The 22,717-nt window shown below is 70.8% G+C and carries 19 protein-coding genes; 12 read left to right on the forward strand and 7 right to left on the reverse strand.

Annotated elements, in window-relative coordinates:
* The first annotated feature begins 3 nt into the window (after positions 1–3).
* From RI138_RS15765 to RI138_RS15785, 5 genes are all read left to right on the forward strand, one after another.
* A complete protein-coding gene (locus tag RI138_RS15765; RefSeq protein WP_311120447.1) occupies positions 4–1,989 on the forward strand; it encodes a copper resistance CopC/CopD family protein in 1,986 nt (661 codons plus the stop codon).
* 4 nt (positions 1,990–1,993) lie between these two features.
* On the forward strand, positions 1,994–3,343 hold the full coding sequence (gene efeB, locus RI138_RS15770) for an iron uptake transporter deferrochelatase/peroxidase subunit (protein WP_311120448.1): 1,350 nt from the start codon (positions 1,994–1,996) through the stop codon (positions 3,341–3,343).
* 158 nt (positions 3,344–3,501) lie between these two features.
* Positions 3,502–4,437: a prephenate dehydratase gene (gene pheA / locus RI138_RS15775; protein ID WP_096629786.1), complete on the forward strand. Its 936-nt coding sequence runs from the start codon at positions 3,502–3,504 to the stop codon at positions 4,435–4,437.
* Positions 4,438–5,087: 650 nt separating this feature from the next.
* Positions 5,088–6,365 carry a serine--tRNA ligase gene (gene serS / locus RI138_RS15780; RefSeq protein WP_096629787.1) on the forward strand — a complete coding sequence of 426 codons (1,278 nt, stop codon included), beginning with the start codon at positions 5,088–5,090 and terminating at the stop codon, positions 6,363–6,365.
* On the forward strand, positions 6,362–7,177 hold the full coding sequence (locus tag RI138_RS15785) for an HAD family hydrolase (RefSeq protein ID WP_311120449.1): 816 nt from the start codon (positions 6,362–6,364) through the stop codon (positions 7,175–7,177). The genes serS and RI138_RS15785 overlap by 4 nt, the downstream gene beginning before the upstream one ends.
* A gap of 68 nt (positions 7,178–7,245) precedes the next feature.
* On the opposite strand, the gene RI138_RS15790 is transcribed toward RI138_RS15785, so the two are convergent.
* The 5 genes from RI138_RS15790 to RI138_RS15810 form a co-directional block, all read right to left on the reverse strand.
* Positions 7,246–7,938, reverse strand: coding sequence for a hypothetical protein (locus RI138_RS15790; protein WP_311120450.1), 693 nt, complete (start codon positions 7,936–7,938; stop codon positions 7,246–7,248).
* A gap of 306 nt (positions 7,939–8,244) precedes the next feature.
* A complete protein-coding gene (locus RI138_RS15795; RefSeq protein WP_096629792.1) occupies positions 8,245–8,964 on the reverse strand; it encodes an ABC transporter permease in 720 nt (239 codons plus the stop codon).
* A 30-nt stretch (positions 8,965–8,994) separates the two neighbouring features.
* Entirely contained in the window at positions 8,995–9,906 is a 912-nt protein-coding gene (locus tag RI138_RS15800; protein WP_096629793.1) for an ABC transporter ATP-binding protein, read from the reverse strand.
* Entirely contained in the window at positions 9,903–10,811 is a 909-nt protein-coding gene (locus RI138_RS15805; protein WP_311120451.1) for an ABC transporter permease, read from the reverse strand. Before RI138_RS15805 ends, RI138_RS15800 begins: the two co-directional genes overlap by 4 nt.
* Complete coding sequence (locus RI138_RS15810; protein WP_311122908.1) at positions 10,801–11,823, reverse strand: ABC transporter ATP-binding protein; 1,023 nt, start codon at positions 11,821–11,823, stop codon at positions 10,801–10,803. Before RI138_RS15810 ends, RI138_RS15805 begins: the two co-directional genes overlap by 11 nt.
* Positions 11,824–12,170: 347 nt before the next feature.
* Between RI138_RS15810 and RI138_RS15815 the strand changes: the two genes are divergently transcribed.
* The 4 genes from RI138_RS15815 (at position 12,171) to RI138_RS15830 (ending at position 16,456) form a co-directional block, all read left to right on the forward strand.
* On the forward strand, positions 12,171–13,031 hold the full coding sequence (locus tag RI138_RS15815; RefSeq protein WP_311120452.1) for a M24 family metallopeptidase: 861 nt from the start codon (positions 12,171–12,173) through the stop codon (positions 13,029–13,031).
* Positions 13,028–14,800 carry an SDR family oxidoreductase gene (locus RI138_RS15820; RefSeq protein ID WP_311120453.1) on the forward strand — a complete coding sequence of 591 codons (1,773 nt, stop codon included), beginning with the start codon at positions 13,028–13,030 and terminating at the stop codon, positions 14,798–14,800. Before RI138_RS15815 ends, RI138_RS15820 begins: the two co-directional genes overlap by 4 nt.
* Positions 14,797–15,747, forward strand: a complete 951-nt coding sequence (locus RI138_RS15825; RefSeq protein WP_311120454.1) for a MerR family transcriptional regulator — start codon at positions 14,797–14,799, stop codon at positions 15,745–15,747. The genes RI138_RS15820 and RI138_RS15825 overlap by 4 nt, the downstream gene beginning before the upstream one ends.
* A 166-nt stretch (positions 15,748–15,913) precedes the next feature.
* Entirely contained in the window at positions 15,914–16,456 is a 543-nt protein-coding gene (locus RI138_RS15830; protein WP_311120455.1) for an RNA 2'-phosphotransferase, read from the forward strand.
* A 17-nt stretch (positions 16,457–16,473) separates the two neighbouring features.
* On the opposite strand, the gene RI138_RS15835 is transcribed toward RI138_RS15830, so the two are convergent.
* Positions 16,474–17,367 (reverse strand): LLM class flavin-dependent oxidoreductase, encoded by an 894-nt coding sequence (locus tag RI138_RS15835; protein ID WP_311120456.1) that lies wholly within the window; start codon positions 17,365–17,367, stop codon positions 16,474–16,476.
* A 124-nt stretch (positions 17,368–17,491) separates the two neighbouring features.
* On the opposite strand from RI138_RS15835, the gene RI138_RS15840 reads away from it, so the two are divergent.
* From RI138_RS15840 to RI138_RS15850, 3 genes are all read left to right on the forward strand, one after another.
* Positions 17,492–18,628: a hypothetical protein gene (locus RI138_RS15840; RefSeq protein ID WP_311120457.1), complete on the forward strand. Its 1,137-nt coding sequence runs from the start codon at positions 17,492–17,494 to the stop codon at positions 18,626–18,628.
* A 123-nt stretch (positions 18,629–18,751) separates the two neighbouring features.
* Positions 18,752–19,894 (forward strand): hypothetical protein, encoded by a 1,143-nt coding sequence (locus tag RI138_RS15845; protein ID WP_311120458.1) that lies wholly within the window; start codon positions 18,752–18,754, stop codon positions 19,892–19,894.
* A 122-nt stretch (positions 19,895–20,016) separates the two neighbouring features.
* Entirely contained in the window at positions 20,017–20,874 is an 858-nt protein-coding gene (locus RI138_RS15850; RefSeq protein WP_311120459.1) for an HAD family hydrolase, read from the forward strand.
* Between the two features lie 61 nt (positions 20,875–20,935).
* Here the strand turns inward: RI138_RS15850 and RI138_RS15855 are convergent, their stop codons facing one another.
* Positions 20,936–22,642 carry a GAF domain-containing sensor histidine kinase gene (locus RI138_RS15855; RefSeq protein WP_311120460.1) on the reverse strand — a complete coding sequence of 569 codons (1,707 nt, stop codon included), beginning with the start codon at positions 22,640–22,642 and terminating at the stop codon, positions 20,936–20,938.
* Positions 22,643–22,717: the final 75 nt, after the last annotated feature.

Consider the following 22,717-nt stretch of genomic DNA (forward strand, 5'->3'; position numbering starts at 1 on the left):
ACCGTGACTGCCACCGCCCCACGCCTCGGACGGCCCCCGATACGACGGCCCGTCGCCGCCGCCGCACTCCTCGCCGCCCTGGCAAGCCTGGTGTTCGGGCTGCTGCTGGCCGGCGCGGGCCCGGCGTCCGCGCACGCCGCCCTCACCGGGAGCGACCCGCAGGACGGGGCGGTGGTGGCCACCGCGCCCAAGGAGGTCACCCTCACCTTCTCCGAGGCGATCGCCGTCGGCGACGGGTCGATCCGGGTCCTGGACCCCAGCAGCAAACGCGCCGACACCGGCGCCGAGCCGAAGGACCTGTCCGACGGCTCCACCGTCCGCTACGGCGTCGAGCTGCACCCCGGGCTGCCGGACGGCACCTACACGGTGGCCTGGCAGGCGATCTCCGCCGACAGCCACCCGATCTCCGGCGCGTTCACGTTCTCCATCGGCGCCCCGTCCGACACCACGGTGGCACTGCCCTCCCAGGAGGTCGGCGGCGGACCGGTCGGCGTCGTCTACGGCATCGCGCGGTACGCCGCGTACGCCGGGTTCGTCCTGCTCGTGGGCGGCAGCGCCTTCGTCCTCGGCTGCTGGCAGCGCGGTGCGTCCGCCCTGCCGATGCAGCGGCTCGTGGTGCGTGGCTGGGTCACGCTGACCGCGGCGACCCTGGTCATGCTGCTGCTGCGGAACCCGTACACCGGCAGCGGCAGGTTCGCCGACGCCTTCGACCTCGACGGGCTCCAGTCCGTCCTGGACACCAAGCCCGGCGCCGCCCTGGTCTCCCGGCTGCTGCTGCTGGGAGCGGCCGCCCTGTTCATCGCCGTGCTGTTCGGTACGTACGCCCGGCGCGAGGACGAGCGCGAGAAGAAGGACCTCACCTTCGGTCTGGCCGTCGGCGGCGGGGTGGTCGCCGCGGGCATCGCCGCCACCTGGGCCATGTCCGAGCACGCCTCGACCGGCATCCAGCCGGGCATCGCCATGCCGGTCGACGTGGCGCACCTGCTGGCCGTCGCCGCCTGGCTCGGCGGACTGGCCTCGCTCCTGGTGGCGCTGTACCGGACGCCGGAGATCGGGAGCGCGGCGGTACGGCGGTTCTCCACGGTCGCGTTCGGCAGCGTCGTGGTCCTGGCGGCGACCGGGATCTACCAGTCCTGGCGGCAGGTCGGCTCCTGGTCGGCCCTGACCGGGACCCGGTACGGACAGCTGCTCATCCTCAAGGTCGCGCTGATCGCGGTCCTGCTCGCCGTCGCCTGGTTCTCCCGGCGGTGGACGGGGCGGCTGACGGATACGGCGGTTGGTTCCTCCGAGGTTCCGGAAGCCGAAGCCCCGGACGACGAGGTCCCGGACGACGACACGGACGACGACACGGACGGTTCCTCGGACAGCTCCTCGGGCGAAGCGGCCGAGTCCGAGGACGCCCGGGCCGACCTCGATCCGGAGCGCGCGGCCCAACTGGCCCGGCAGCGGGCCGCCCTGACCGCCACCAAGAAGAAGCGGATACGGGACGCCGACGCGGAACGCTCCGGGCTGCGCCGCTCGGTCCTGGCCGAGACCGCCGTCGCCGTGGTCCTGCTGGCCGTCACCACCCTGCTGACGTCCACCGAACCGGGCCGTACGGAGGAGGCCGCGGGTGGCACTTCGGCGGCGGCCGCACCCGCCGCCGGAACCCCCGTCAACCTGAGCATGCCCTTCGACACCGGCGGACAGAACGGCGAGGGGACCGTCCGCATCGACATCGACCCCGGCCGCACCGGCTCCAACGAGCTCCATGTGTGGATCGACGGCAGCGACGGCAAGCCGATGGACGTCCCCGAGCTGAAGGTGGCCCTCACCCTGGAGGCCCAGGAGATCGGCCCGCTGCCGGTCGTCCCCGACCGGCTGGCCGAGGGGCACTGGTCGGCGAGCGGCGTACAGATCCCGATGGCGGGGGACTGGAAGATCGAGGTGACGGTACGGACATCGGACATCGACCAGGTCACCATCGACAAGAACGCGAAGATCGGCTGAGCACGTGAGCAAGACCAGTAAGCAGGCCCGGGGCCGCGTCGGTACGAGCGCCTCCCCGGGAACCAGCGGCACCTCTGGCCCGGGCCCCGGCACCACGGACTCAAGCCCCGGCGTCTCGCGACGGCGGCTGCTGGGCACCGCGGGCGCGGCGGGCGCGACCGGGCTGGTGCTGGGCGCCGGGGGCGGCGCCGCCGGGTACGCCGCGACCCGCCCCGACGCACCGGCCGCGCTGACGTCCATCGGCGCGACCGAGGCGATGTTTCACGGGAAACATCAACCGGGGATCACCGCTCCGCTTCAGGCCCGGGGCCATCTCGTCGCGTTCGACCTGGTGGCGGGCGCGAGCCGCAAGGAGGCAGCGGCGCTGATGCGGCGCTGGTCGGCGACGGCGAAGGAGCTGATGGCGGGCCGCCCGGCGGCAGGCGGGTCCGACGGTCCCGGGCACGACACCGGGATCGCACTGGACGCGGGCCCCTCGTCCCTCACCGTCACCTTCGGCTTCGGCCGTACGTTCTTCGCGCGCACCGGACTGACCGCCGCACTGCCCGCCGCGCTCGACCCGCTGCCCGCCTTCTCCTCCGACCACCTGGACGCCAAGCGCTCCGAGGGCGACCTGTGGGTACAGATCGGCGCCGACGACGCACTGGTCGCCTTCCACGCGCTGCGGGCGATCCAGAAGGGCGCCGCGGGCACGGCACGGGTGCGGTGGCAGATGAACGGCTTCAACCGAACCCCGGGAACCACCGCCCGGCCGATGACCGCCCGCAACCTGATGGGCCAGATCGACGGGACCGGCAACCCGAAGCCCGCCGACGAGGACTTCGACCGGCGCGTCTTCGTGCCCGACTCCCCCGGCACCCCGCAGGAATGGCTGGCGGGCGGCTCGTACGCGGTCGTCCGCCGGATCAGGATGCTCCTGGACGACTGGGAGAAGCTTCCGGTGGACCACCAGGAGCGGGTCATCGGCCGGCGCAAGGCGGACGGGGCGCCGCTCAGCGGGGGGACCGAGACCACGGAGATGGACTTCGACAAGGCGGGCCCGGACGGCAGGCTCGTGATCCCCGACAACGCCCACGCCCGGATCTCCTCCCCCGAGGAGAACGGCGGGGCCGCGATGCTGCGGCGACCGTTCTCGTACCACGACGGCATCGCGGAGGACGGCACTCCGGACGCCGGGCTGCTGTTCGTCTGCTGGCAGGCGGACCCGTTCCGGGGCTTCGTGCCGGTGCAGCGCAAGCTCGACCGGGGCGATGCGCTGTCGCGCTTCATCCGCCACGAGTCGAGCGGAGTGTTCGCGGTACCGGGCGGAGCCGCGGAGGGGGAGTACGTGGGGCAGCGGCTGCTGGAGTCGTAGGGGCACGGCGGCCGCTGGAGCCGTGGGCCAGGGGCCGCGCTGCTGGAGTCAGGAGAAGGGGCGCACCGCTGGAGTCGCGGAGAAAGGCCCCCGACCGCACCCCTGACCGCATCCTGAGACAGCGCGGCGGCCGCCGCAGGGCGCATTAGGGTGACCGTATGTCAGCCACGCGCTACGCCTATCTCGGCCCCGAAGGCACCTTCACCGAGGTCGCCCTCCGTACGCTCCCGGAAGCCGCCACCCGGGAACTCGCCCCGATGGTCTCCGTACCGGCCGCGCTGGACGCCGTACGCAACGGGGAGGCCGCGGCAGCGCTCGTACCGATCGAGAACTCCGTCGAGGGCGGCATCACCGCGACGCTCGACGAGCTGACCAGCGGGGAACCGCTGATGATCTACCGCGAGGTGCTGCTCTCCATCACCTTCGCGCTGCTGGTGCGGCCCGGGACCAAGCTGTCGGACGTCAAGACGGTCACCGCGCACCCGGCCGCCCAGCCGCAGGTGCGCAACTGGATGGCGGCCCACCTCCCGGGGGCCGTGTGGGAGTCGGCGGCGTCCAACGCGGACGGTGCCCGGCTGGTCCAGGAGGGGCGCTACGACGCCGCGTTCGCCGGGGAGTTCGCCGCCGCCACCTACGGCCTCGAACCGCTGGTGACGGAGATCCACGACGCGGAGAACGCCCAGACCCGCTTCGTACTGGTGGGCCGGCCCGCCCGGCCCTCCGCCCCGACCGGCGCCGACAAGACCTCCGTCGCGATCTGGCTCGGCGACGACCACCCCGGCGCCCTGCTGGAGCTGCTCCAGGAGTTCGCGGTGCGCGGGGTCAACCTGATGCTGATCCAGTCCCGCCCGACCGGCGAGGGCATCGGCAACTACTGCTTCGCCGTGGACGCGGAGGGGCACATCGCGGACCGGCGGGTCGGGGAGGCCCTGATGGGGCTGAAGCGGATCTGCCCGAAGGTGCGGTTCCTCGGCTCGTACCCGCGGGCCGGTGTGTCCGCGGACGAGGTCAGGCCGCTGCGGGCGGGCACCTCGGACACCGCGTTCACGGAAGCCGCGGACTGGCTGGCGCGCAGCCAGGACGGCCGGATCTGACGCAGGACCTCTCCGCAACAGTGCTATCTACGGATAGTCACGCACTCCGCAGAGTTATCCACAGGATGACCGTTCGACCTGGGGACAAGTCGACACCCTCATGCGACATCATCGACAAATCGACCCACCACTCCCGGAGCCGTCCACAGAAACACGAGGCGGCACGGGTCGTCGCGTGTCACGTCAATTCCCTTGATCAACTCTTTAGGGCGAGGAATTCCCACCCGAATGAGCGTCCAGGGAGGGTTTGGGTGGGGAATCCCTGGAACTTCACCCACCCCCCGGAACAATCCCTTCCGACATCCACAGAACTTCTTCACAGCCTGTGGATAACCATTCCGGCGCCGAGCCCCTGTGGACAACGGCCGCCGACCCGCCCCTCAACTGCCTCTCCCCCCAAGGCTGGTACGTCAAGGCGGAGTACACCTTCTGCCCTGTTCAGGGGAGTTAACGGCCGTTATTGACGCCCGCCGGGCAGCGATCACCCGCCATCGCCCACGAGCATCTGCGATGCGTCCGCGGGCATCCGAGAACATCCGGCATTGACTGCGATTCACCCCTAGAAATACCAATTCCGGCAATTCGGTCATAGTGACACGCGTGGCGATATCGGTTCGAGTGCGAGAACCGCGCACCGGTAGCCTGGAGGGGTGATTGACCTTCGCCTGCTCCGTGAGGACCCCGACCGTGTTCGCGCCTCCCAGCGCGCCCGTGGAGAGGACGTCGACCTCGTCGACGCCCTGCTCTCCGCCGACGAGCTGCGCAGGTCGTCCGGCGTCCGCTTCGACGAACTCCGCGCCGAGCAGAAGTCGCTCGGCAAGCTGATCCCCAAGGCCACCCCCGAGGAGCGCGCCGAGCTCCTCAAGCGGGCCGAGCAGCTCAAGGCCGACGTCAAGGCGGCCGACGCCGCCCAGGACGAGGCCGACGCGGACGCCAAGCGCCTGCTGCTCCAGCTCGGCAACATCGTCCACGAGGACGTCCCGGTCGGCGGCGAGGAGGACTTCGTCGTCCTGGAGACGCACGGCACCATCCGGGACTTCGGCGCCGAGGGCTTCGAGCCCAAGGACCACCTGGAGCTCGGCGAGGCACTCGGCGCGATCGACATGGAGCGCGGGGCCAAGGTCTCCGGTTCGCGCTTCTACTACCTGACGGGCGTCGGCGCCCTCCTGGAGCTCGCCCTCGTCAACGCGGCGATCGCCCAGGCCACCGAGGCCGGCTTCGTTCCGATGCTGACCCCGGCGCTGGTCCGCCCGCGCGCCATGGAGGGCACCGGCTTCCTCGGTCAGGCCTCGGAGAACGTGTATCACCTGGAGAAGGACGACTACTACCTGGTCGGCACCTCCGAGGTCCCTCTCGCCGCGTACCACATGGACGAGATCATCGAGGCCGACAAGCTGCCCCTGCGGTACGCCGGTTTCTCCCCCTGCTTCCGCCGCGAGGCCGGCACCTACGGCAAGGACACCCGCGGCATCTTCCGGGTCCACCAGTTCGACAAGGTCGAGATGTTCTCGTACGTCGACCCGGCGGACGCCGAGGCCGAGCACCGCAGGCTCCTGGAGTGGGAGAAGCAGTGGCTCACCGGCCTGGAGCTGCCCTTCCAGGTGATCGACGTCGCCACCGGCGACCTCGGCGCTTCGGCCTCGCGGAAGTTCGACTGCGAGGCGTGGATCCCCACCCAGGGCAAGTACCGCGAGCTGACCTCCGCGTCGAACTGCGACGGCTTCCAGGCCCGCCGCCTGTCCGTCCGGATGCGCGAGGGCAAGAAGGTCCAGCCGCTGGCCACGCTGAACGGCACGCTCTGCGCCGTACCGCGCACGATCGTGGCGATCCTGGAGAACCACCAGCTCGCCGACGGTTCGGTCCGGGTCCCCGAGGTGCTCCGCCCCTACCTGGGCGGGCGCGAGGTCCTGGAACCGGTCGCCAAGTGACCTTCCCCTACAAGCTCGTCGCGACCGACCTCGACGGCACGCTGCTGCGTGACGACGGCACGGTCTCCGAGCGCACCCGCGAGGCTCTGGCCGCGGCCACCGCGGCCGGTGCCGCGCACATCATCGTCACCGGACGCGCGGTCCCCTGGACCCGGCACATCCTGGACGATCTCGGTTACGAGGGCCTCGCCGTCTGCGGTCAGGGCGCACAGGTCTACCACGCGGGCGAGCACCGGCTGCTGACCTCGCTGACCCTGGACCGGCAGCTCGCCGGTCTCGCACTGTCCAAGATCGAGGCGGAGGTCGGCCCGCTGCACCTGGCGGCCAGCCGCGACGGGCTGGACGGCGAGGTGCTGGTCTGCCCCGGCTACCGGGTGCAGGAGGGACCGCTGCCGTACGTCTTCGTGGACAACTCCACCGAGCTGTGGGCCGCCCCGCTGAACAAGGTCTACATACAGCACCCGGAGCTGAGCGACGACGCGCTGGCCCTCGCCGCGCGGGCGGCCGTCGGCAGCCTGGTCGACGTGGTCATGGCCGGCGCCGGTGTGGTCGAGATCCTGCCGCTGGGCCTGAGCAAGGCGACCGGCCTCTCGCTGGCCGCCCGCCGGCTCGGCGTGAAGGCCGCGGACACCGTCGCGTTCGGCGACATGCCGAACGACATCCCGATGTTCGGCTGGGCACACCACGGCGTGGCCATGGCCAACGCCCACGACGCCCTCAAGGCCGTCGCCCACGAGATCACGGCGTCCAACGAGGACGACGGCATCGCGGTGGTTCTGGAGGAGCTCCTCCGGTCGGCGCCGGTGCGGTAGACGCCCCACCACCGGACATCGCGACGGCGGCCCGGCACCGTTTCCCGCGGTGCCGGGCCGCCGCTCTCTCAGCGCCGCCCGCTACGGCGGCGCAGATCCTTCAGCTGCCGCCCGAAGCAGTCCAGCCGCGCGTCCAGGCGCACGACGTCCTGCTGCACATCCGTCAGCCGCAGGCTCATGGCACCGATCACCTGATGGGTCACCTCCACCTTCCGCTCCAGGCCCTCCAGCCGCTCGGACATCCGGCCCAGCACCGGCCCGAGCTCCTGGAGCGCGCTGCCGACCCCGCCGAGACAGCTCTCGATGCGCGTGACGCGCTGGTCGAGGGAGGCGTACTGGCTGCGCAGCGGCCCCTCGGCGTCGAGGAGGTAGGTCCGCACACATCGGGCAATGTCGCTGTCGCGAAGAAGCATGGCGACGTTGAGGACGGTTCGGCGGGTGTAGAGGGTCAGCTGCGTGGCAGCCTGTGGATAACTTTCCTCTCCACCTCCCCATAGGGACAACATGTCCCTATGGAAGAGTTGCAGCTCAGCGCCGCGCAGGATGGTGAGACCGTTCTCCTCCACCTCGGCCCGGTGCCTCTGGGTCACCTTCTTGACGGCCTCTGTGGATACTTCGAAGTAACGAGCCACATCTTCTGTGCGAACGTGAATTCCGTCCGGGAGCATGACAAGGCCCTTCACCTTGTCGAGGACATCAACGCGCCCCAGCTGCTCGACGCGCAGCGTGCGCGATTCGAGCAGGGCGGCTTCCGTGGGCATGGGCTTGCCTTTCGTACGAGGGAATGACGAGGACGGCCCATACCCCGGGCTTCAGGGGTGGAGGACGCTCACGGTTGCCACTCACTCGATGACCGGTCCGGTGGGCTGAGCCTCACCCTGTGCCGGCATTCCCCTATTTCACGATCGCTACGACGCCACGGATTCCAGTTGCCTCCACGCACCCTGCCCAACGACCCGATAAACGTACGGTTACGCGCACGCCTGTCCGCCTGTCCGGTCATACGACGACCTCCGCCCTTCCCGAAGGGCGGAGGTCGTCGAGGCGTACGGCGGCTCAGGCCGGGATCACTCCTCCCCGGCCAGCTTCAGCGCCCGCAGCTTCTGGCCCGCGTACCAGGTGGCGGCGACCGTGACGGCGGCCAGCAGGACCGTGGCGAGCGGCAGGCCGACGTCCGAGGTGATCGCCCCGTCCCCCGCGACCTTCTGAGCGACCGCCAGGGACCACTGCTGGACACTGAGCGTCCGCGCACCGGGCACCAGGCTGCCGAAGAGGGCCTCCCAGACCAGGGCGTACACCAGGCCGAGAACCACCGCGTGCCGGCTGACCGTGCCGAGCAGCAGGAACAAGGCGCTGTAGGCGATCGAGGCGACCAGCGCCGCGATGGTGAAGGCGACGGCGATCTGCTGGCCGTTGCCGTTGAGGATCAGTCCCGCGATGAGTGTCGGCAGGGCGGAGAACACCATGGTCACCGCGATGGCCACGATCAGCTTGGTGAAGATGATCGTGGGCCGCTTCACCGGCTTGGCGAGCAGATAGACGATCGAGCCGTCGTCGATCTCCGGGCCGATCGCTCCGGTGCCCGCGATCACACCGATCAGCGGCACCATCGTGGCGATGGCGAACCCGCCGAGGACGTTGGAGGCGACCTGGTCATCGGCCCCGGCGAACATCCGCACGGCCGCGGCGATCACCAGCAGCAGTGCGGGCAGGACGAACAGGATGGCGGCTCGGCGCCGGCCGAGCAGGGCCCGGTAGGTGAGCCGGGCGACTGTGGGGTCGTACATGACGGTGCACAGCTCCTTTCAGGCCACTACTCAGGCCGCTACGAGATAGGAAAAGACCGATTCGAGGGACTCGTCGGACGGAGAGACGGTGAGCAGCCGGATGCCCTGCTCACGGGCCACCTTCGGCAGCAGTTCGGTGAACCGCCCGAAGTCGACGGCCTGGATGCGCAGGGCCCTCTCGGTCAGGTCGACCTCGATGCCCGCGGTGGACGGGTCGGCGATGAGCGCGGCCGCGAGGGCCCGGTCGTCGCTGGAGCGGACCAGATAGCGGTGCGGCCGGTCCGTCATCAGCCGGCGGATCTTCCGGAAGTCGCCGGACGCGGCATGGCGGCCCGCCACGATCACCTCGATGTGCGAGGCCAGCTGCTCGACCTCTTCGAGGATGTGGGAGGAGAACAGGACCGTGCGGCCCTCGGCTCCCATCCGTCGCAGCAGTTCCATCAGCTGCATCCGCTGGCGCGGGTCCATCCCGTTGAACGGTTCGTCCAGGAGCAGCACCGAGGGCTCGTGGACCAGTGCGGACGCCATCTTCACGCGCTGGCGCATGCCCTTGCTGTACGTGGAGATCTTGCGGTCCTGCGCGTACTCCATCTGGACCGTGGCGAGCGCCCTTTGTGCCTCGGCCGCTCCCAGACCCTGGAGTTCGGCGTTGGCGACGACGAACTCCCTGCCGGTGAGGAAGTCGTACATCCCTTCCCGCTCCGGGACGATGCCGATCTCCTTGTAGACGCTCTCGTTGCGCCAGATCGTCCGGCCGTCGAGCGTGACCTTCCCCGTCGAGGGGGCGAGGAATCCGCCCATCATGTTGATGAGGGTGGACTTTCCGGCGCCGTTCGGGCCGAGGAGTCCGGTGACGCCGGGGCCCACGGTCATGGAGACGTCGTTGACGGCGACCACATTGCCGAACCAGCGCGAGGTGTGGTCGATCTCGATGGTGGTCACAGCCCGGCCCTCCGGTAGCGGCGCATCAGGACGGCGTACGAGCCGGCGACGAGCGCGAGAACAACGATCAGGTAGACCACACCGGTACCGGCCCCCGGGCCTTCCCCTCCGGGGAAGGCTGAGGTCGCGCCGAGGAACGCGGCCTGGACACCGTCGATCAGCGTGATCGGCGAGAACAGGCCGAGCCACTGCACGGCCCCCTCCGACCCGGTCTCCCAGGCGATGGCCTGGACCGTGGAGACGGCACCGTAGGTGATGGTCAGCAGGGCGATCACCGCGGCGACACCGAAGCCCCGCCGGGGCGTGAGGGCGGCCATCACGAGGCCGAGCCCGGCGAACAGCACGGACAGCAGCGCCACCGACACCAGTCCCTGGCCGAACCACTTCGTCTGGTCCACGAAGTCGAACTTCGCGAGCAGTGAGCCCACATAGAGGATGAGCAGCGGGGCCCCGGTGAGAATGAACAGTGCCGACGCGGTGGCGGCGAACTTCGCGAGAACGTAGTCGGAGCGTTCGATCGGCCGGGAGAAGTACAGCGGGATGCTCTTGAAACGGAGATCCCTGGAGACCGCCTGTGGTGCCTGTGCGGCGATGAAGAGGCCGATGACGGCCTGGAGGTAGATCGCGTACGAGGTGTACTTGACCACCAGCTTGCTGGCGTCCGGCGTGGCCATCGAGACGGCCACGAGGATCGCCGCGACCAGGGCCATCACGCCGAACAGCAGCATGGGCAACACCTTGGACTTGGCGGAGCGGCCCAGTCCGTAGGAGCCCCGCAGGGTCTGCGAGAACAGCGAGCGGCGGGCGTAGGCCCGTCCGAGCCGCGGTCCGTCGTAGGAGCGGTAGCCGATGTTGTGGATCCGGGAGGCGTCGCGCCCGGTCGCGGTGCCGGTCTCAGTGCTCATGGCGACCGCTTCCCTTCTGCTGTGCGGCCGCGGCCGTTACGGCCGCGGCCGGGCCGGCGGGGCTGTGCGCCCCGCCCTGTTCGGTACGCCCGCCCTGTTCGGTGCGGAAGACCTCGGCGATCTGGTGGCGGCGCTGTTCCATACGGACGAGGCCGAGGCCGAGCCCGGCGACGCTGTCGCGGACCAGGTCGTACGTCTCCTCGCCGACGGCCTCGATCAGCAGGATGTGGCCCGCGCCCGGCAGCCCATCCGTGTCGATCCCGTCGTGGCCGACGAGCGTGACCCCGGCCTCGGTGAGGACCCGGCGCAGGGCGTCGGTGCCGTCGGGATGGGCGTCGCTGTCGGTGACCTCGACCGCGAGGGTCGCGGTGGTCTGGGTGAAGTCGCTGGTGGAGCTGGAGCGCAGGAGCGTTCCGCCGTCGATGACGACGACGTGGTCACAGGTGCGTTCCAGCTCGCCCAGGAGGTGCGAGGTCACCAGCACGGAGATACCGAAGTCGGTGTGGATCCGGCGGATCAGGCCGAGCATCTCGTCGCGGCCGACCGGGTCGAGGCCGTTGGTCGGCTCGTCGAGCAGGACCAGCTGGGGGTCGTGGACCAGGGCCTGGGCCAGTTTCACCCGCTGCTTCATACCGGTCGAGTAGCCGCCGATGGGGCGGTAGCGCTCTTCGTAGAGGCCGACGTGGCGCAGGGTGTCCGCGGTGCGCTCCCGGGCGGCCGTCGGCGGCAGCCCGGACATGCGAGCCATGTGCACGACAAACTCGGTCGCTGAGACGTCGGGCGGCAGGCAGTCGTGCTCGGGCATGTATCCCACCCGTTCCCGGATGGCGGCGCCGCTGGTCGCGACGTCGAGCCCGAGCACTGCGGCCCGGCCTTCGGTGGCGGGGGAAAGACCCAGCAGGATCTTGATCAGTGTGGACTTGCCGGCACCGTTGGAGCCCACCAGACCGGTCACACCCGGTCCGATGTCCAACGTGAGCCGGTCAAGCGCGGTCACCCGGGGGAACCGCATGCTCAGGGCTTCGGTCGCGATCACAGTCACGACGACGACGTTAGTGGCGCGGACCACAGAGGTCGTCAGCCCTGGCGGCTGGATCGGCGTCAGACTCCAGGCGTACGGGCCCGTAGGGGGACCCCGCGAAGGAGGAGGCCCGAGCCCGGACCGACAGCGCGGGCGGGGTTGCCCACAGGTCGGCCACCGCCGCTTTCCACAGGTCTGTCACCGCCGCTTTCCACAGGCCGGCAACCTCTGTTGTCCACAGGCCATGCACGCCTCTTGACGCAGCCGCTGGACATTGTCACATTCATCAGTGTCACGTTACGGGCACGTACCGCACACGGCAGGGAACGGACGGTGGCATGACCGGCAGGACCTCGGCAGTGCAGAACGAAATCGCCCCGGAGCTGCGGGGGTTCAGGGAAGTGCAGCGCCTCGCCTATGCCTGCGCGGAGGCGGTCGCCGGACAGCTCAGATCCGGCGTGACCGAGCGCGAGGCAGCCCGGATGCAGCGGGTGTGGCTGCGCGAGCGCGGGGTGCGGGACTGGTTCCACCTCCCGTTCGCCTGGTTCGGCGACCGTACGGCGTTCGCGGGGTTCAAGGTGCCGCTCCAGTTCTTCCCGACCGACCGGAAGCTGGAGCCCGGGATGCCGTTCATCCTCGACATGGCCCCGGTCCACAAGGGATTCACCGCCGACATCGGATATTCGGGGTGCCTCGGCCTCAACCCGCTGCACGACAAGCTGCTGGCCGATCTTGAGGTGCACCGCGAGCTGATCCTGCGGGAGGTGCGTGAGCGCCGTTCGCTGCGCGAGATCTACGAGGACGTCGAGCGCCTGATGACCACCCAGGGATACGCCAACAGGCACCGGGCCTACCCCTTCGGCGTCATCGCCCACAAGGTGGACCGGGTCCGCGAACGCCGCTGGTCCCCGCAGGTGTTCGGCTTCGGCACCCAGTCCCTCAAGGGGCTGGTGAGCGATGCCCTGCACGGTCACCGGGAGGGCTGGTCTCCCCTGTGGAGCCCCTACCGCTTCTCCGACCACCCGCCGCAGCCGGGTCTGTGGGCGGTCGAACCCCACCTCGGATTCCGGGGTACGGGCGCGAAGTTCGAGGAGATCCTGGTCGTCACCGACTCCAAGGACCCCGAGCAGAGCGCATTCTGGCTGGACGACGATCTGCCGCACGTGCGGCGCTGGGCCGAGGCGAAGGTGGCGGCGTGAATCTGTCTCAAGCACGTGAGCGGCGTGTGCACACGGGCGGCATCGAGCTGTGCGTCGTCGAGCTGGGCGACGGGGCCCGTCCGACCGTGGTGCTGGTCCACGGGTATCCGGACAGCAAGGAGGTCTGGTCGGAGGTTGCCACACAGCTGGCCGAGCAGTGGCACGTCGTTCTGTACGACGTACGGGGGCACGGCAGGTCCACGGCCCCCGAGCCGCTGCGCGGAGGCTTCACCCTGGAGAAGCTGACCGACGACTTCCTGGCCGTGATCGACGCGGTCAGCCCGGACCGGCCGGTGCACGTGGTCGGGCACGACTGGGGCTCCGTGCAGGCCTGGGAGTTCGTCACGGTCGGGCGGACCGAGGGCAGGATCGCCTCCTTCACCTCGATGTCCGGGCCGTCCCTGGACCACTTCGGCCACTGGATAAAGCAGCGGATGACCCGGCCCACGCCACGCCGGGTCGGTCAGCTGCTCGGCCAGGGCGCGAAGTCCTGGTACGTGTACATGCTCCACACACCCGTCCTGCCCGAGCTGGCCTGGCGGGGGCCGCTCGGCAAGCGGTGGCCCCGGATCCTGGAGCGGATGGAGAAGGTGCCCGCCGGCGACTACCCCACCGCCTCTCTGCCGGACGACGCCGCGCACGGGGCCTGGCTCTACCGCGACAACGTCCGCGCCCGGCTGAGCAGGCCGCGCGCCGACGCCTACGCCCACGCACCGGTCCAGCTGATCACCCCGACCGGCGACTCCTTCCTCTCGGAGCGGCTCTACGACCAACTGGAGTCCTGGGTCCCCACGTTGGTGCGCCGCTCGCTTCCGGCCAAGCACTGGGTGCCGCGCACCCGGCCGGACCAGCTGGCCTCGTGGATCGGCGAGTTCGTCGCCGCGAACGAGTCCGCCGGGCAGGAGGGGGCGCCCGGCCCGCAGGTGACCGCGAAGGGCCCCTGTGCGGAACGGTTCGGCGGGCAGCTGGTCCTGGTGACGGGAGCGGCCTCCGGGATCGGCCGGGCCACGGCGTTCGCGTTCGCCGAGGCGGGCGCCCGCGTGGTGGCCGTGGACCGCGATGCGGAGGGGGCGGCGCGGACGGCGGAGATGGCCCGGCTGATCGGGGCCCCGGCGGCCTGGGGCGAGGCGGCCGACGTCAGCGACGAGGCGGCGATGGAGAAGCTCGCCGACCGGGTCGCCGCCGAGTACGGCATCGTCGACGTCCTGGTCAACAACGCCGGGATCGGGCTCTCCGGCTCCTTCCTGGAGACCACGGGCGAGGAGTGGAAGAAGGTCCTCGACGTCAATCTGTGGGGCGTCATCCACGGCTGCCGGTTCTTCGGCAAGCAGATGGCCGAGCGCGGTCAGGGCGGCCACATCGTCAACACGGCGTCGGCCGCGGCCTTCCTGCCCTCACGCGCCCTGCCCGCCTACAGCACGTCGAAGGCGGCCGTGCTGATGCTGAGCGAGTGCCTGCGGGCCGAGCTGGCAGAGAAGTCGATCGGGGTGAGCGCGATATGCCCCGGCGTCGTCAACACCAACATCACCGCCACCACGCGCTTCGCGGGGGCCGACGTGGCGGAGGAGGAGCGGCTACGGAAGCGGACGAGCCGGCTCTACGGTCGGCGCAACTACCCGCCGGAGAAGGTCGCCGACGCGATCCTGCGGGCGGTCGTGCGCAACCAGGCTGTGGTGCCGGTGACTCCGGAGGCGCGCGGCGCCCGGCTGCTGTCCCGGCTGAGCCCGGGGGCGCTGCGCTCCGTCGCCCGGCTGAAGCCTCCGCTGTGACCGGGGCCGCGGGCGGGGACACCGCCGAGTACCGGATCGAGGACCTGGCCCATGCCAGCGGGGCCACGGTCCGCACGATCCGCGCCTACCAGGACCGGGGCCTGCTCCCGACGCCCGAGCGCCGCGGCCGGGCCAATGTGTACCGGGAGACCCACCTGGCCCGGCTGCGGCAGATCGCGGACCTGCTCGACCGCGGCTACACCCTGGCCAGCATCAAGGAGCTGCTGGAGGCGTGGGACGCGGGCCGGGGGCTGGGCGGGGTGCTCGGCCTGGTCGCCGAAGTGCACGGCCCGTGGACGGACGAGGAGGCCGACCGGATCACCCGCGAGGAGCTGGACGCGAAGTTCGGCGGCTCGCAGGACGACGGGGCGATCGCGGAGGCGGTGGAGCTCGGAGTACTGGAGCGCGTCTCGGGCCGGGACGACGAGTTCCTGGTTCCGAGCCCCCAGGAGCTCGCGGTAGCGGTCGAGTTGTACGCGGCGGGCGTGCCACTGCGTGCAATCTCCGGGCACCTGAGGGAGCTTCGCGGCCAGGTGGAGCACATAGCCTCCCGTTTCCTGGAGTTCACCACCGAGCATGTCTTCGCCCGCTATCTGGGCCATCGGCCGCCCACGGACTCCGACGCCACCGAGGCGGCATCCCTCGTACGCCGTCTGCGGCCGCTCGCCCAGCAGACGGTGGACGCCGAACTCGCGCGTGCGATGCGGACGTTCGCCACCCGGCATCTGCATCACCACCTCGGGGCGGAGGAGTCGGTGGTGGACGAAGGTGCGACCCGCCCGGTGCTGCTGCCTGCCAGGACAATCCAGGCTGTTCAGAAGCTGGTTGGCGCGGAGGGCGTCGCAGCCTTCGTCACGGCGGCTGCCGAACGAGAGGCGCAGGCGCGCACCTTGGATGCCCTCGCCTCATCTCACAGCGAGCGTAATAAAGTTGGCGAAAACACCTAAATCATCCGCCAGTTGTCCACAGATTCACCAAATGACCTGTGGATAACCCGAGTTGGCTGTGGATCAAACCTGGACCGGAAGAAAGGCGGAAAAGAGCGGAAAGGAAACGGGAGGAGGGGGCGAAATCCGGATGCGGCGGCGGGCGCGCCCCGGGCACTCTGACGGGATGGACGAACGACGCACCGTCAAGGTGTCCAAGTACCTCTCGAAGCATCTGCGCCACCAGCCGGGCCGCATCGGCATCACCCTCGACGAGCACGGCTGGGTGGCCGTCGACGAGCTGCTGCACGCTGCGGCGGCGCACGGCTTCGCCATCACCCGCGCCGAGCTCGACCACGCCGTCGCCGTCAACGACAAACGCCGCTTCACCGTCGAGGGCGACCGCATTCGCGCCAACCAGGGCCACACCGTCGCCGTCGACCTGGACCTGCCGCCCGCCGAGCCGCCCTCGTACCTCTACCACGGCACGGTCGCCCGGGTGCTGGACGCGATCCGGGCCGAGGGGCTGCGCCCCATGACCCGCCACCACGTCCACCTGTCACCCGACCGCGAGACGGCCACCCGGGTCGGCGCCCGCCGGGGCCGCCCGCTCGTCCTCACCGTGGACGCGGTCGCCATGCACCGTGCCGGGCACATCTTCCGGGTCAGCGCCAACGGGGTCTGGCTCGTCGAGTCAGTGCCCCCGCGGTTCCTGCGCCTGCCCGGCTGAGGGGCACTTCTCAGGACTCAGGCCAGCTGCGCGGGCGCCTCGGTCACGATCCGTTCGAACACCGCCGGGTCGGTGGCGAAGTCCGAGTCCGGGATCGGGGCGTGCAGGACGATCTCGGTGAACCCGAGCTCCGCATGGAGCCCCGCGAAATCGACGAACGCGTCCACGGACTCCAGCGGGGCGTTCCGGTCGGGCGTGAAGCCGGTGAGCAGGATCCGGTCCGGCTCGGAGGCGTCCCGGCCGATCTCCGCGCACGCCGCTGCGAACTTCTCGCCCTGCGCCCGCAGGGCCGCCCGTGACTGTTCCGGGGTGCCGTTCTCGTACAGCTTGGGGTCGCCGGTGGTGACCCAGGCCTGCCCGTGGCGGGCGGCGAGCTTCAGTCCGCGAGGCCCGGTCGCGGCCACCGCGAAGGGGAGCCGGGGCCGCTGGACGCAGCCCGGGATGTTTCGGGCCTCCTCCGCGGCGTAGCGCGCTCCGCGCTGGGTCACCGCGTCCTCGGTGAGCAGGCGGTCCAGCAGCGGGACGAACTCGGCGAAGCGGTCGGCCCGTTCGCGGGGCGTCCAGGCCTCCTGTCCCAGGGTGGTGGCGTCGAAGCCGTTGCCCCCGGCGCCGATACCCAGGGTGATCCGGCCACCCGAGATGTCGTCCAGGGAGATCAGCTCCTTGGCCAGCGTCACGGGGTGGCGGAAGTTGGGCGAGGTCACGAGGGTGCCCAGCCGCAGCCGCTGCGTGGCTGTCGCGGCGGCGGTGAGCGTGGGGATGGCCCCGAACCACGGACCGTCCCGGAAGGACCGCCAGGACAGGTGGTCGTAGGTGTAGGCGGTGTGGAACCCGAGGTCCTCGGCCCGCTGCCAGATCTTCTGTCCTTCGGCCCACCTGTGGATGGGGAGGATCACCGTGCTCAGACGCATGACCCCGACGATACGCGGGCTTCCCATCTGCCACCGATACACCACTGGAACGGTTCCCGAGGCGGAGTCGTACCATCGGTGGGTTTGTTCGAACAGCGAAGTCCGTTCGCGAGGGGGAAGGCTCATGACCGGCGACAGCAGCCAGACGCGGACCGACAGCGACCACCAGGCCGGCGGCGACCGGGCCGACAGCCCCGAGCAGGCTGACAGGCGGGGCAGGATGTTGGTCTGGACCGTGGTCGTCATCGTGCTCGCGACCGGTGCCGGGCTGTGGGCCACGGACGGCCGGCCGTTCCGTGCCCGCCACTGCTGGGGGGCGTGGTACGAGAACAGCGGCCCGCTCTTCCTGAGCAAGGACGCGATCGCCGGGCCGGAATCCCGGCGGCAGAGCACACAGTCGAAGCCTCCGTCGGACGGTGCGACGGAGCAGGCGACCTGTGACGTGACCGTCACTTCGCCCCTCAAACTGCACGGAGGAACGGTCGAGGTCAAGGAGCGCGTCTCGCTGGCGATCGGCCGCGTTCCGGCTGAGGCCGGGGCCCGCCGTGCGTGGATGGCCCCCTATCTCGACGGTTCCGCCTCGCCGTTGCCCGACGGCCTGGAGGGTGTCGTGGCGCGGGACAGGGCGCTGCTGGTCCTCCCCGAGGCGTGTGACGTCGACGGAAGGCCCTCGGCTGTGACGATCCACAGCGCGATGTGGAAGCAGGACGCGGGCGAGGAGTCGGCCGATCCCTTTCCGATCGGCTCGCCCCACCAGGTCACCGAGCTCTTGCTGACGGCCGCCGACGTGGGCATGGAAGAAGCGGACTGCGCGCCGGACAAGCCGTTGCGCGCAGAATCGCCGCTCGTGGTGGTGGACGGACCCTCGGAGTTCGCCGACGAGCACTTCGACATCTGCCGTGTCTCCGGGATGCGCTTCTCCTTCGCCCGCGACCAACTCGCCTACTGGCAGGTGGGTGCGGTCACGGGGAGGCTCCAGACGTGTTCCGTGACGACCGGGCCGAGGAACAGCCCGCAGGTGCCGACGGCCCAGTACGCGATGGTCTCGTCCCCACGGATGGCTGCCCTGTTCGACGGGCTGCCCGAGGGAGTGGACAAGGGGCTGCGACGGACCAAGTGCAAGGACAGACCCACGGTGTTCTACGGCAACGCCGACGAGGCGCCCGGCGGCGCAGCGGTGCCGGACGCCGCAACGGTGTTCACGCACTTCATGAAGGCCGCGGCCGGACGCAGCGGATGCCCCGACGCGGCTGGGCCGTGACGAGCGGCCGGCTGCGGCCGCTCGCGGCCGCGGACACGACGCCGCACAGGGAACGCCGTGCAGAGGTGGGCACGCGCATGGAATACGGGAACAGACGAAACGCGGGATCAGGGGAAACGTGTGATGGCCGGTAGCCACGAGAACGAGGACGTCAGCACCCCGGCGCGGCGCTCCCCGCTGGGCAGACTCCTGCGCAACCGCACAGCCCGCACCGCCACCGTCGCCGGCCTGATCGGCGCGCTGCTCGGCGCCGGCGGCGTGGCCTGGCAGACGGACACGCTGCCGCTCGTCGGGCCCCGGCCGTGCTGGGACTCCCTCGACGACTCGGCCATGACGGCGCTCTTCGCCGACCGCAGGACCGAGGTCGAGGAACAGGAACTGCGGCCCGACCCGCTCGGCGACAGGCTCATGTACGGGAACTGCCGGATCACGAGCTACCGCACGGACCACGGCGAGGAGAGAGCCGCCCGGCAGGTGACCGTGCACGTCCGCAGGCTGGACTCGCTCTTGGGCACCGACAGTCGCAAGTGGCCCGCGGAGTTCCTCGCCGCGAACATGGCGCCGCTGGGGGACGGCCTGCCCGGCATGGCATCGGGCCTGCGCGCCTGGATAGCCCTGCCGCAGAGCTGCACCGGAGGCGGGGACAGCGGCCCGGCCGTGATCGACGCGGGACGGGGTCAGGCGGGTCTGGACCTCGACTCGGCGTACGACCCGGCCGAGCGGGCCGCGCTCGCCCGCATGGTGGTGGCGGTGGCCAACGGCGTCATGCGTGACTTCGACTGCGACGGCTCATACCCAGCTCCAGGGGAGCTGGCCGATCCCGTCGACTGGGCCGACGCCGACCCCCAGGCGTTCTGCGGGATCGAGGGGTTCGTCCTGCCCGCCCACCGCAAGCTGCTGACCACCACGCGCACGGTGGCCGGTGACGGCGGCCCCGCCCGGGTCTGCGAGGCCTCCTACGACCGTGGCCGGCCGTCCGTACGGTTCACGACCGTGGTCGAACCACTCACCGTGAACATCTTCTCGACGGACCTGCTCCACGGCGGCCCGCGGATCAAGGGCACCAAGGGGTACGGAACAATCAACGCCACCCGTGCCGTCTACCAGGCCGAATGCCAGAGCGGGCGTGCGGTGTTCATGGTGGAGCAACTGAAGAACATGGACCCCGCCACCTCCTTCACACGTGACCTCCTGCCCGTCTACGTCGCCGCCGAGGCCCAGCGCATCGGCTGCGGGCCCGAGAAGGTCACCATGCCGAAGGGGTGACCCCCACCCCTCCCGATAACCTCTGACATATGCCGGAGGAACGTTCCACAGATCAGGGGCGCACTCACTCAAATGTGCGCCCCTGCGCACGCCCGTGCACTTCCGTGGGCGAGAATGACCCGGTGACCTCAGTGACCGATGCGCCCCTTCCCGCCGTGACCCGGCTGATCGCCACCGACCTCGACGGCACCCTGCTGCGCGACGACAAGACGCTCTCCGCACGCACGGTCGCGGCCCTCGCCGCAGCCGAGGAGGCCGGGATCGAGGTCTTCTTCGTCACTGGCCGGCCGGCCCGCTGGATGGATGTCGTCCGGGACCACGTCCACAGCCACGGCACGGCGATCTGCGCCAACGGCGCCGTGGTCACCGATCTGCGGACGGACGGCGATCTCCTCTCCGTACGGCCGCTGGAGCGCGACGCCGCCCTCCATGTCGTCCACGCCCTGCGCGCGGCGACCCCCGGCACCTCCTTCGCCGTCGAACTGACCACCGGCATCAACTACGAACCGGCCTACCCGCCCTTCCACCTGGACCCGGGCGCCGCCGTGGCCGTCGCCGAGAAGCTGCTCCACGAGGACACCCCGGGCTCCGGCGCGCCCGTGATCAAGCTGCTCGCCCACCACACCGAGCTGGCCCCCGACGCGTTCCTCTCCCTGGCCCGTACGGCCGCCGGGGAGAGGGCCTCCTTCACTCGGTCCAGCCCCTCCGCACTCCTGGAGGTCAGCGGCCTCGGGGTCTCCAAGGCCACCACACTCGCCGCCTGTTGTGCCGAGCGGGGCATCTCGCCCGCCGAGGTGGTCGCCTTCGGGGACATGCCCAACGACATCGAGATGCTCAGCTGGGCCGGTACCTCCTACGCGATGGGCAACGCCCACCCGGACGCGCTGGCCGCCGCCTCGGGCCGGACCGCGACCAACGAGGAGGACGGCGTGGCGGCCGTCATCGAGCGGATCCTCGCCGCCCGCGCGCAAGGCCGCTGACGTCCCGGAGGTTCGCTGAATCCTTTCGGCAGGCCGAGGACCCGCCCGCCCGGACAGCGGCTCACAGCGGCGCCTCCCACACCACCGTCGTACCGCCGCCGTCCTCCCCGATCCCCGGGGCGATCCGGCTCGCCCCTCCCAGGGAGTCGGCGCGGCGGGCCAGGTTCCGCAGTCCGCTGCGGCGGCCGCCCTCCGGGATGCCCACCCCGTCGTCGGCGACCGAGAGGCGTACCGCGCTCCGCCCGTCCGGCAGGGTCACCGTCGCGTCGACGACCACGTCGATCAGCGAAGCCTGTGCGTGCCGGAACGCGTTGGAGAGGGCCTCGCGCAGCGCCGCCACAAGGTTCTTTCCGGTCAGCTCGCCGACGACGGAGTCCACCGGGCCCAGGAAGCGGTGCGAGGGTTTGAAGCCGAGCGGTACGGCCGCCATGTTGATCTCCCGCAGCACCCGGGTGCGCAGCCCCGCGGGGGCCTCGGCCGGTTCCTGCTGGAGCGCGAAGATGGCCGTACGGATCTCTTGAATGGTCACGTCCAGTTCGTCGACCGCCCGGCCGACGCCGGTCCGCACCTCGGGCACCACCGATCCGCGCTGGGCGCTCTCCAGCATCATCCCGGTGGCGAACAGCCGTTGGATGACCAGGTCGTGAAGGTCACGGGCGATCCGGTCGCGGTCCTCGTACACCGCGAGCCGCTCCCGGTCCCGCTGGGCCTCGGCCATCATCAGCGCGAGCGCGGCCTGGGAGGCGAACTGGGTTGCGAGCGTCCGCTCGGTGTCCGTGAACGGGCGCCCGCCCCGGGCGCGGGGGGTCGCCAGCGCTCCGAGGACCCGGCCGCCACTGTGCAGCGGCAGCAGCATGCTGGGGCCGAACCGGCCGGCCAGCCTGGTGATCATCCGGCTGTCGGTGGCCGAGTCGTCGATGAACACCGCCTCACCGGCGAGCAGTTTCGCCACCACCGGGCTCCGAGGCGGGATGATCACACCGAGCGAGGACGAGGGGTTGTCGGAGGAGACGGCGACGATCTCCAGACCGCCTTCCTCGGCGGGCAGCAGCACGATCCCGGCGGCGGAGTCGGCGAGCCTGCGGGCCTGTTCGGCGACGACGGACAGCGCGTCGTCGGCGTCCCCGCCCGACAGGAGCGCCGTGGTCACCGCGACCGACCCGTCGATCCAGCGCTCCCGCTGCCGCGCCGCCTCGTACAGCCGGGCGTTGCCGATGGCGATCCCGGCCTCCGTCGCGAGCACCCGCACCATGTGCAGGTCGTAGTCGCTGAACTCGGCGCCGCCCTCCTTCTCCGTCAGGTAGAGGTTGCCGAAGATCTCCCCCTGAACCCGGATCGGTACCCCGAGGAACGTCCGCATCCGGGGGTGGCCCGCCGGGAACCCCGCGGAGCGCGGATCGCTGGTCAGATCCGCCAGCCGTACGGGAGCGGGGTCGTGGATCAGCGCGCCGAGCAGGCCGCGGTGGCCGTCGGGCCGACGGCCGATCGCGTCGGCGACCTCCTGCGGAACGCCGTACGTGACGAAGTCCGAGAGCCCTTCGCCCGCCTCGTCGACGACGCCGATCGCGGCGTACCGGGCGTGCGCGAGCTCGGCGGCGGTCTCGCAGATCCGGTCCAGGGTGGAGTGGAGTTCCAGTCCGGTGCCGACGGAGCGCATCGCCTCCAGGAGCTGCGGCACCCGCGCGGTGAGCTCGGTGGACAGGCCCTGGAGGCTGCGGGTGGCCCGGGTGGCTGCGTCGAGTGAGTCCTTCGGGTCAGGCTCTGACATGACCTGAGCCTAGTTAGTACGGTTTAGTGAGGAAAGTCGGGAATGGTCGTACCGGCGGTACCAGCAGCGGTCCGG

The organism is Streptomyces durocortorensis (genome assembly GCF_031760065.1).
In the GTDB taxonomy this organism is placed as follows: domain Bacteria; phylum Actinomycetota; class Actinomycetes; order Streptomycetales; family Streptomycetaceae; genus Streptomyces.

Bases quoted from the DNA above. Each gene is read 5' to 3' on its own strand.
- pheA (WP_096629786.1), top strand. From the start codon at position 3,502: ATGTCAGCCACGCGCTACGCCTATCTCGGCCCCGAAGGCACCTTCACC.
- RI138_RS15790 (WP_311120450.1), bottom strand. From the start codon at position 7,938: ATGCCCACGGAAGCCGCCCTGCTCGAATCGCGCACGCTGCGCGTCGAG.
- RI138_RS15795 (WP_096629792.1), bottom strand. From the start codon at position 8,964: ATGTACGACCCCACAGTCGCCCGGCTCACCTACCGGGCCCTGCTCGGC.
- RI138_RS15805 (WP_311120451.1), bottom strand. From the start codon at position 10,811: ATGAGCACTGAGACCGGCACCGCGACCGGGCGCGACGCCTCCCGGATC.
- RI138_RS15810 (WP_311122908.1), bottom strand. From the start codon at position 11,823: ATGCGGTTCCCCCGGGTGACCGCGCTTGACCGGCTCACGTTGGACATC.
- RI138_RS15815 (WP_311120452.1), top strand. From the start codon at position 12,171: ATGACCGGCAGGACCTCGGCAGTGCAGAACGAAATCGCCCCGGAGCTG.
- RI138_RS15830 (WP_311120455.1), top strand. From the start codon at position 15,914: ATGGACGAACGACGCACCGTCAAGGTGTCCAAGTACCTCTCGAAGCAT.
- RI138_RS15835 (WP_311120456.1), bottom strand. From the start codon at position 17,367: ATGCGTCTGAGCACGGTGATCCTCCCCATCCACAGGTGGGCCGAAGGA.
- RI138_RS15840 (WP_311120457.1), top strand. From the start codon at position 17,492: ATGACCGGCGACAGCAGCCAGACGCGGACCGACAGCGACCACCAGGCC.
- RI138_RS15845 (WP_311120458.1), top strand. From the start codon at position 18,752: ATGGCCGGTAGCCACGAGAACGAGGACGTCAGCACCCCGGCGCGGCGC.
- RI138_RS15855 (WP_311120460.1), bottom strand. From the start codon at position 22,642: ATGTCAGAGCCTGACCCGAAGGACTCACTCGACGCAGCCACCCGGGCC.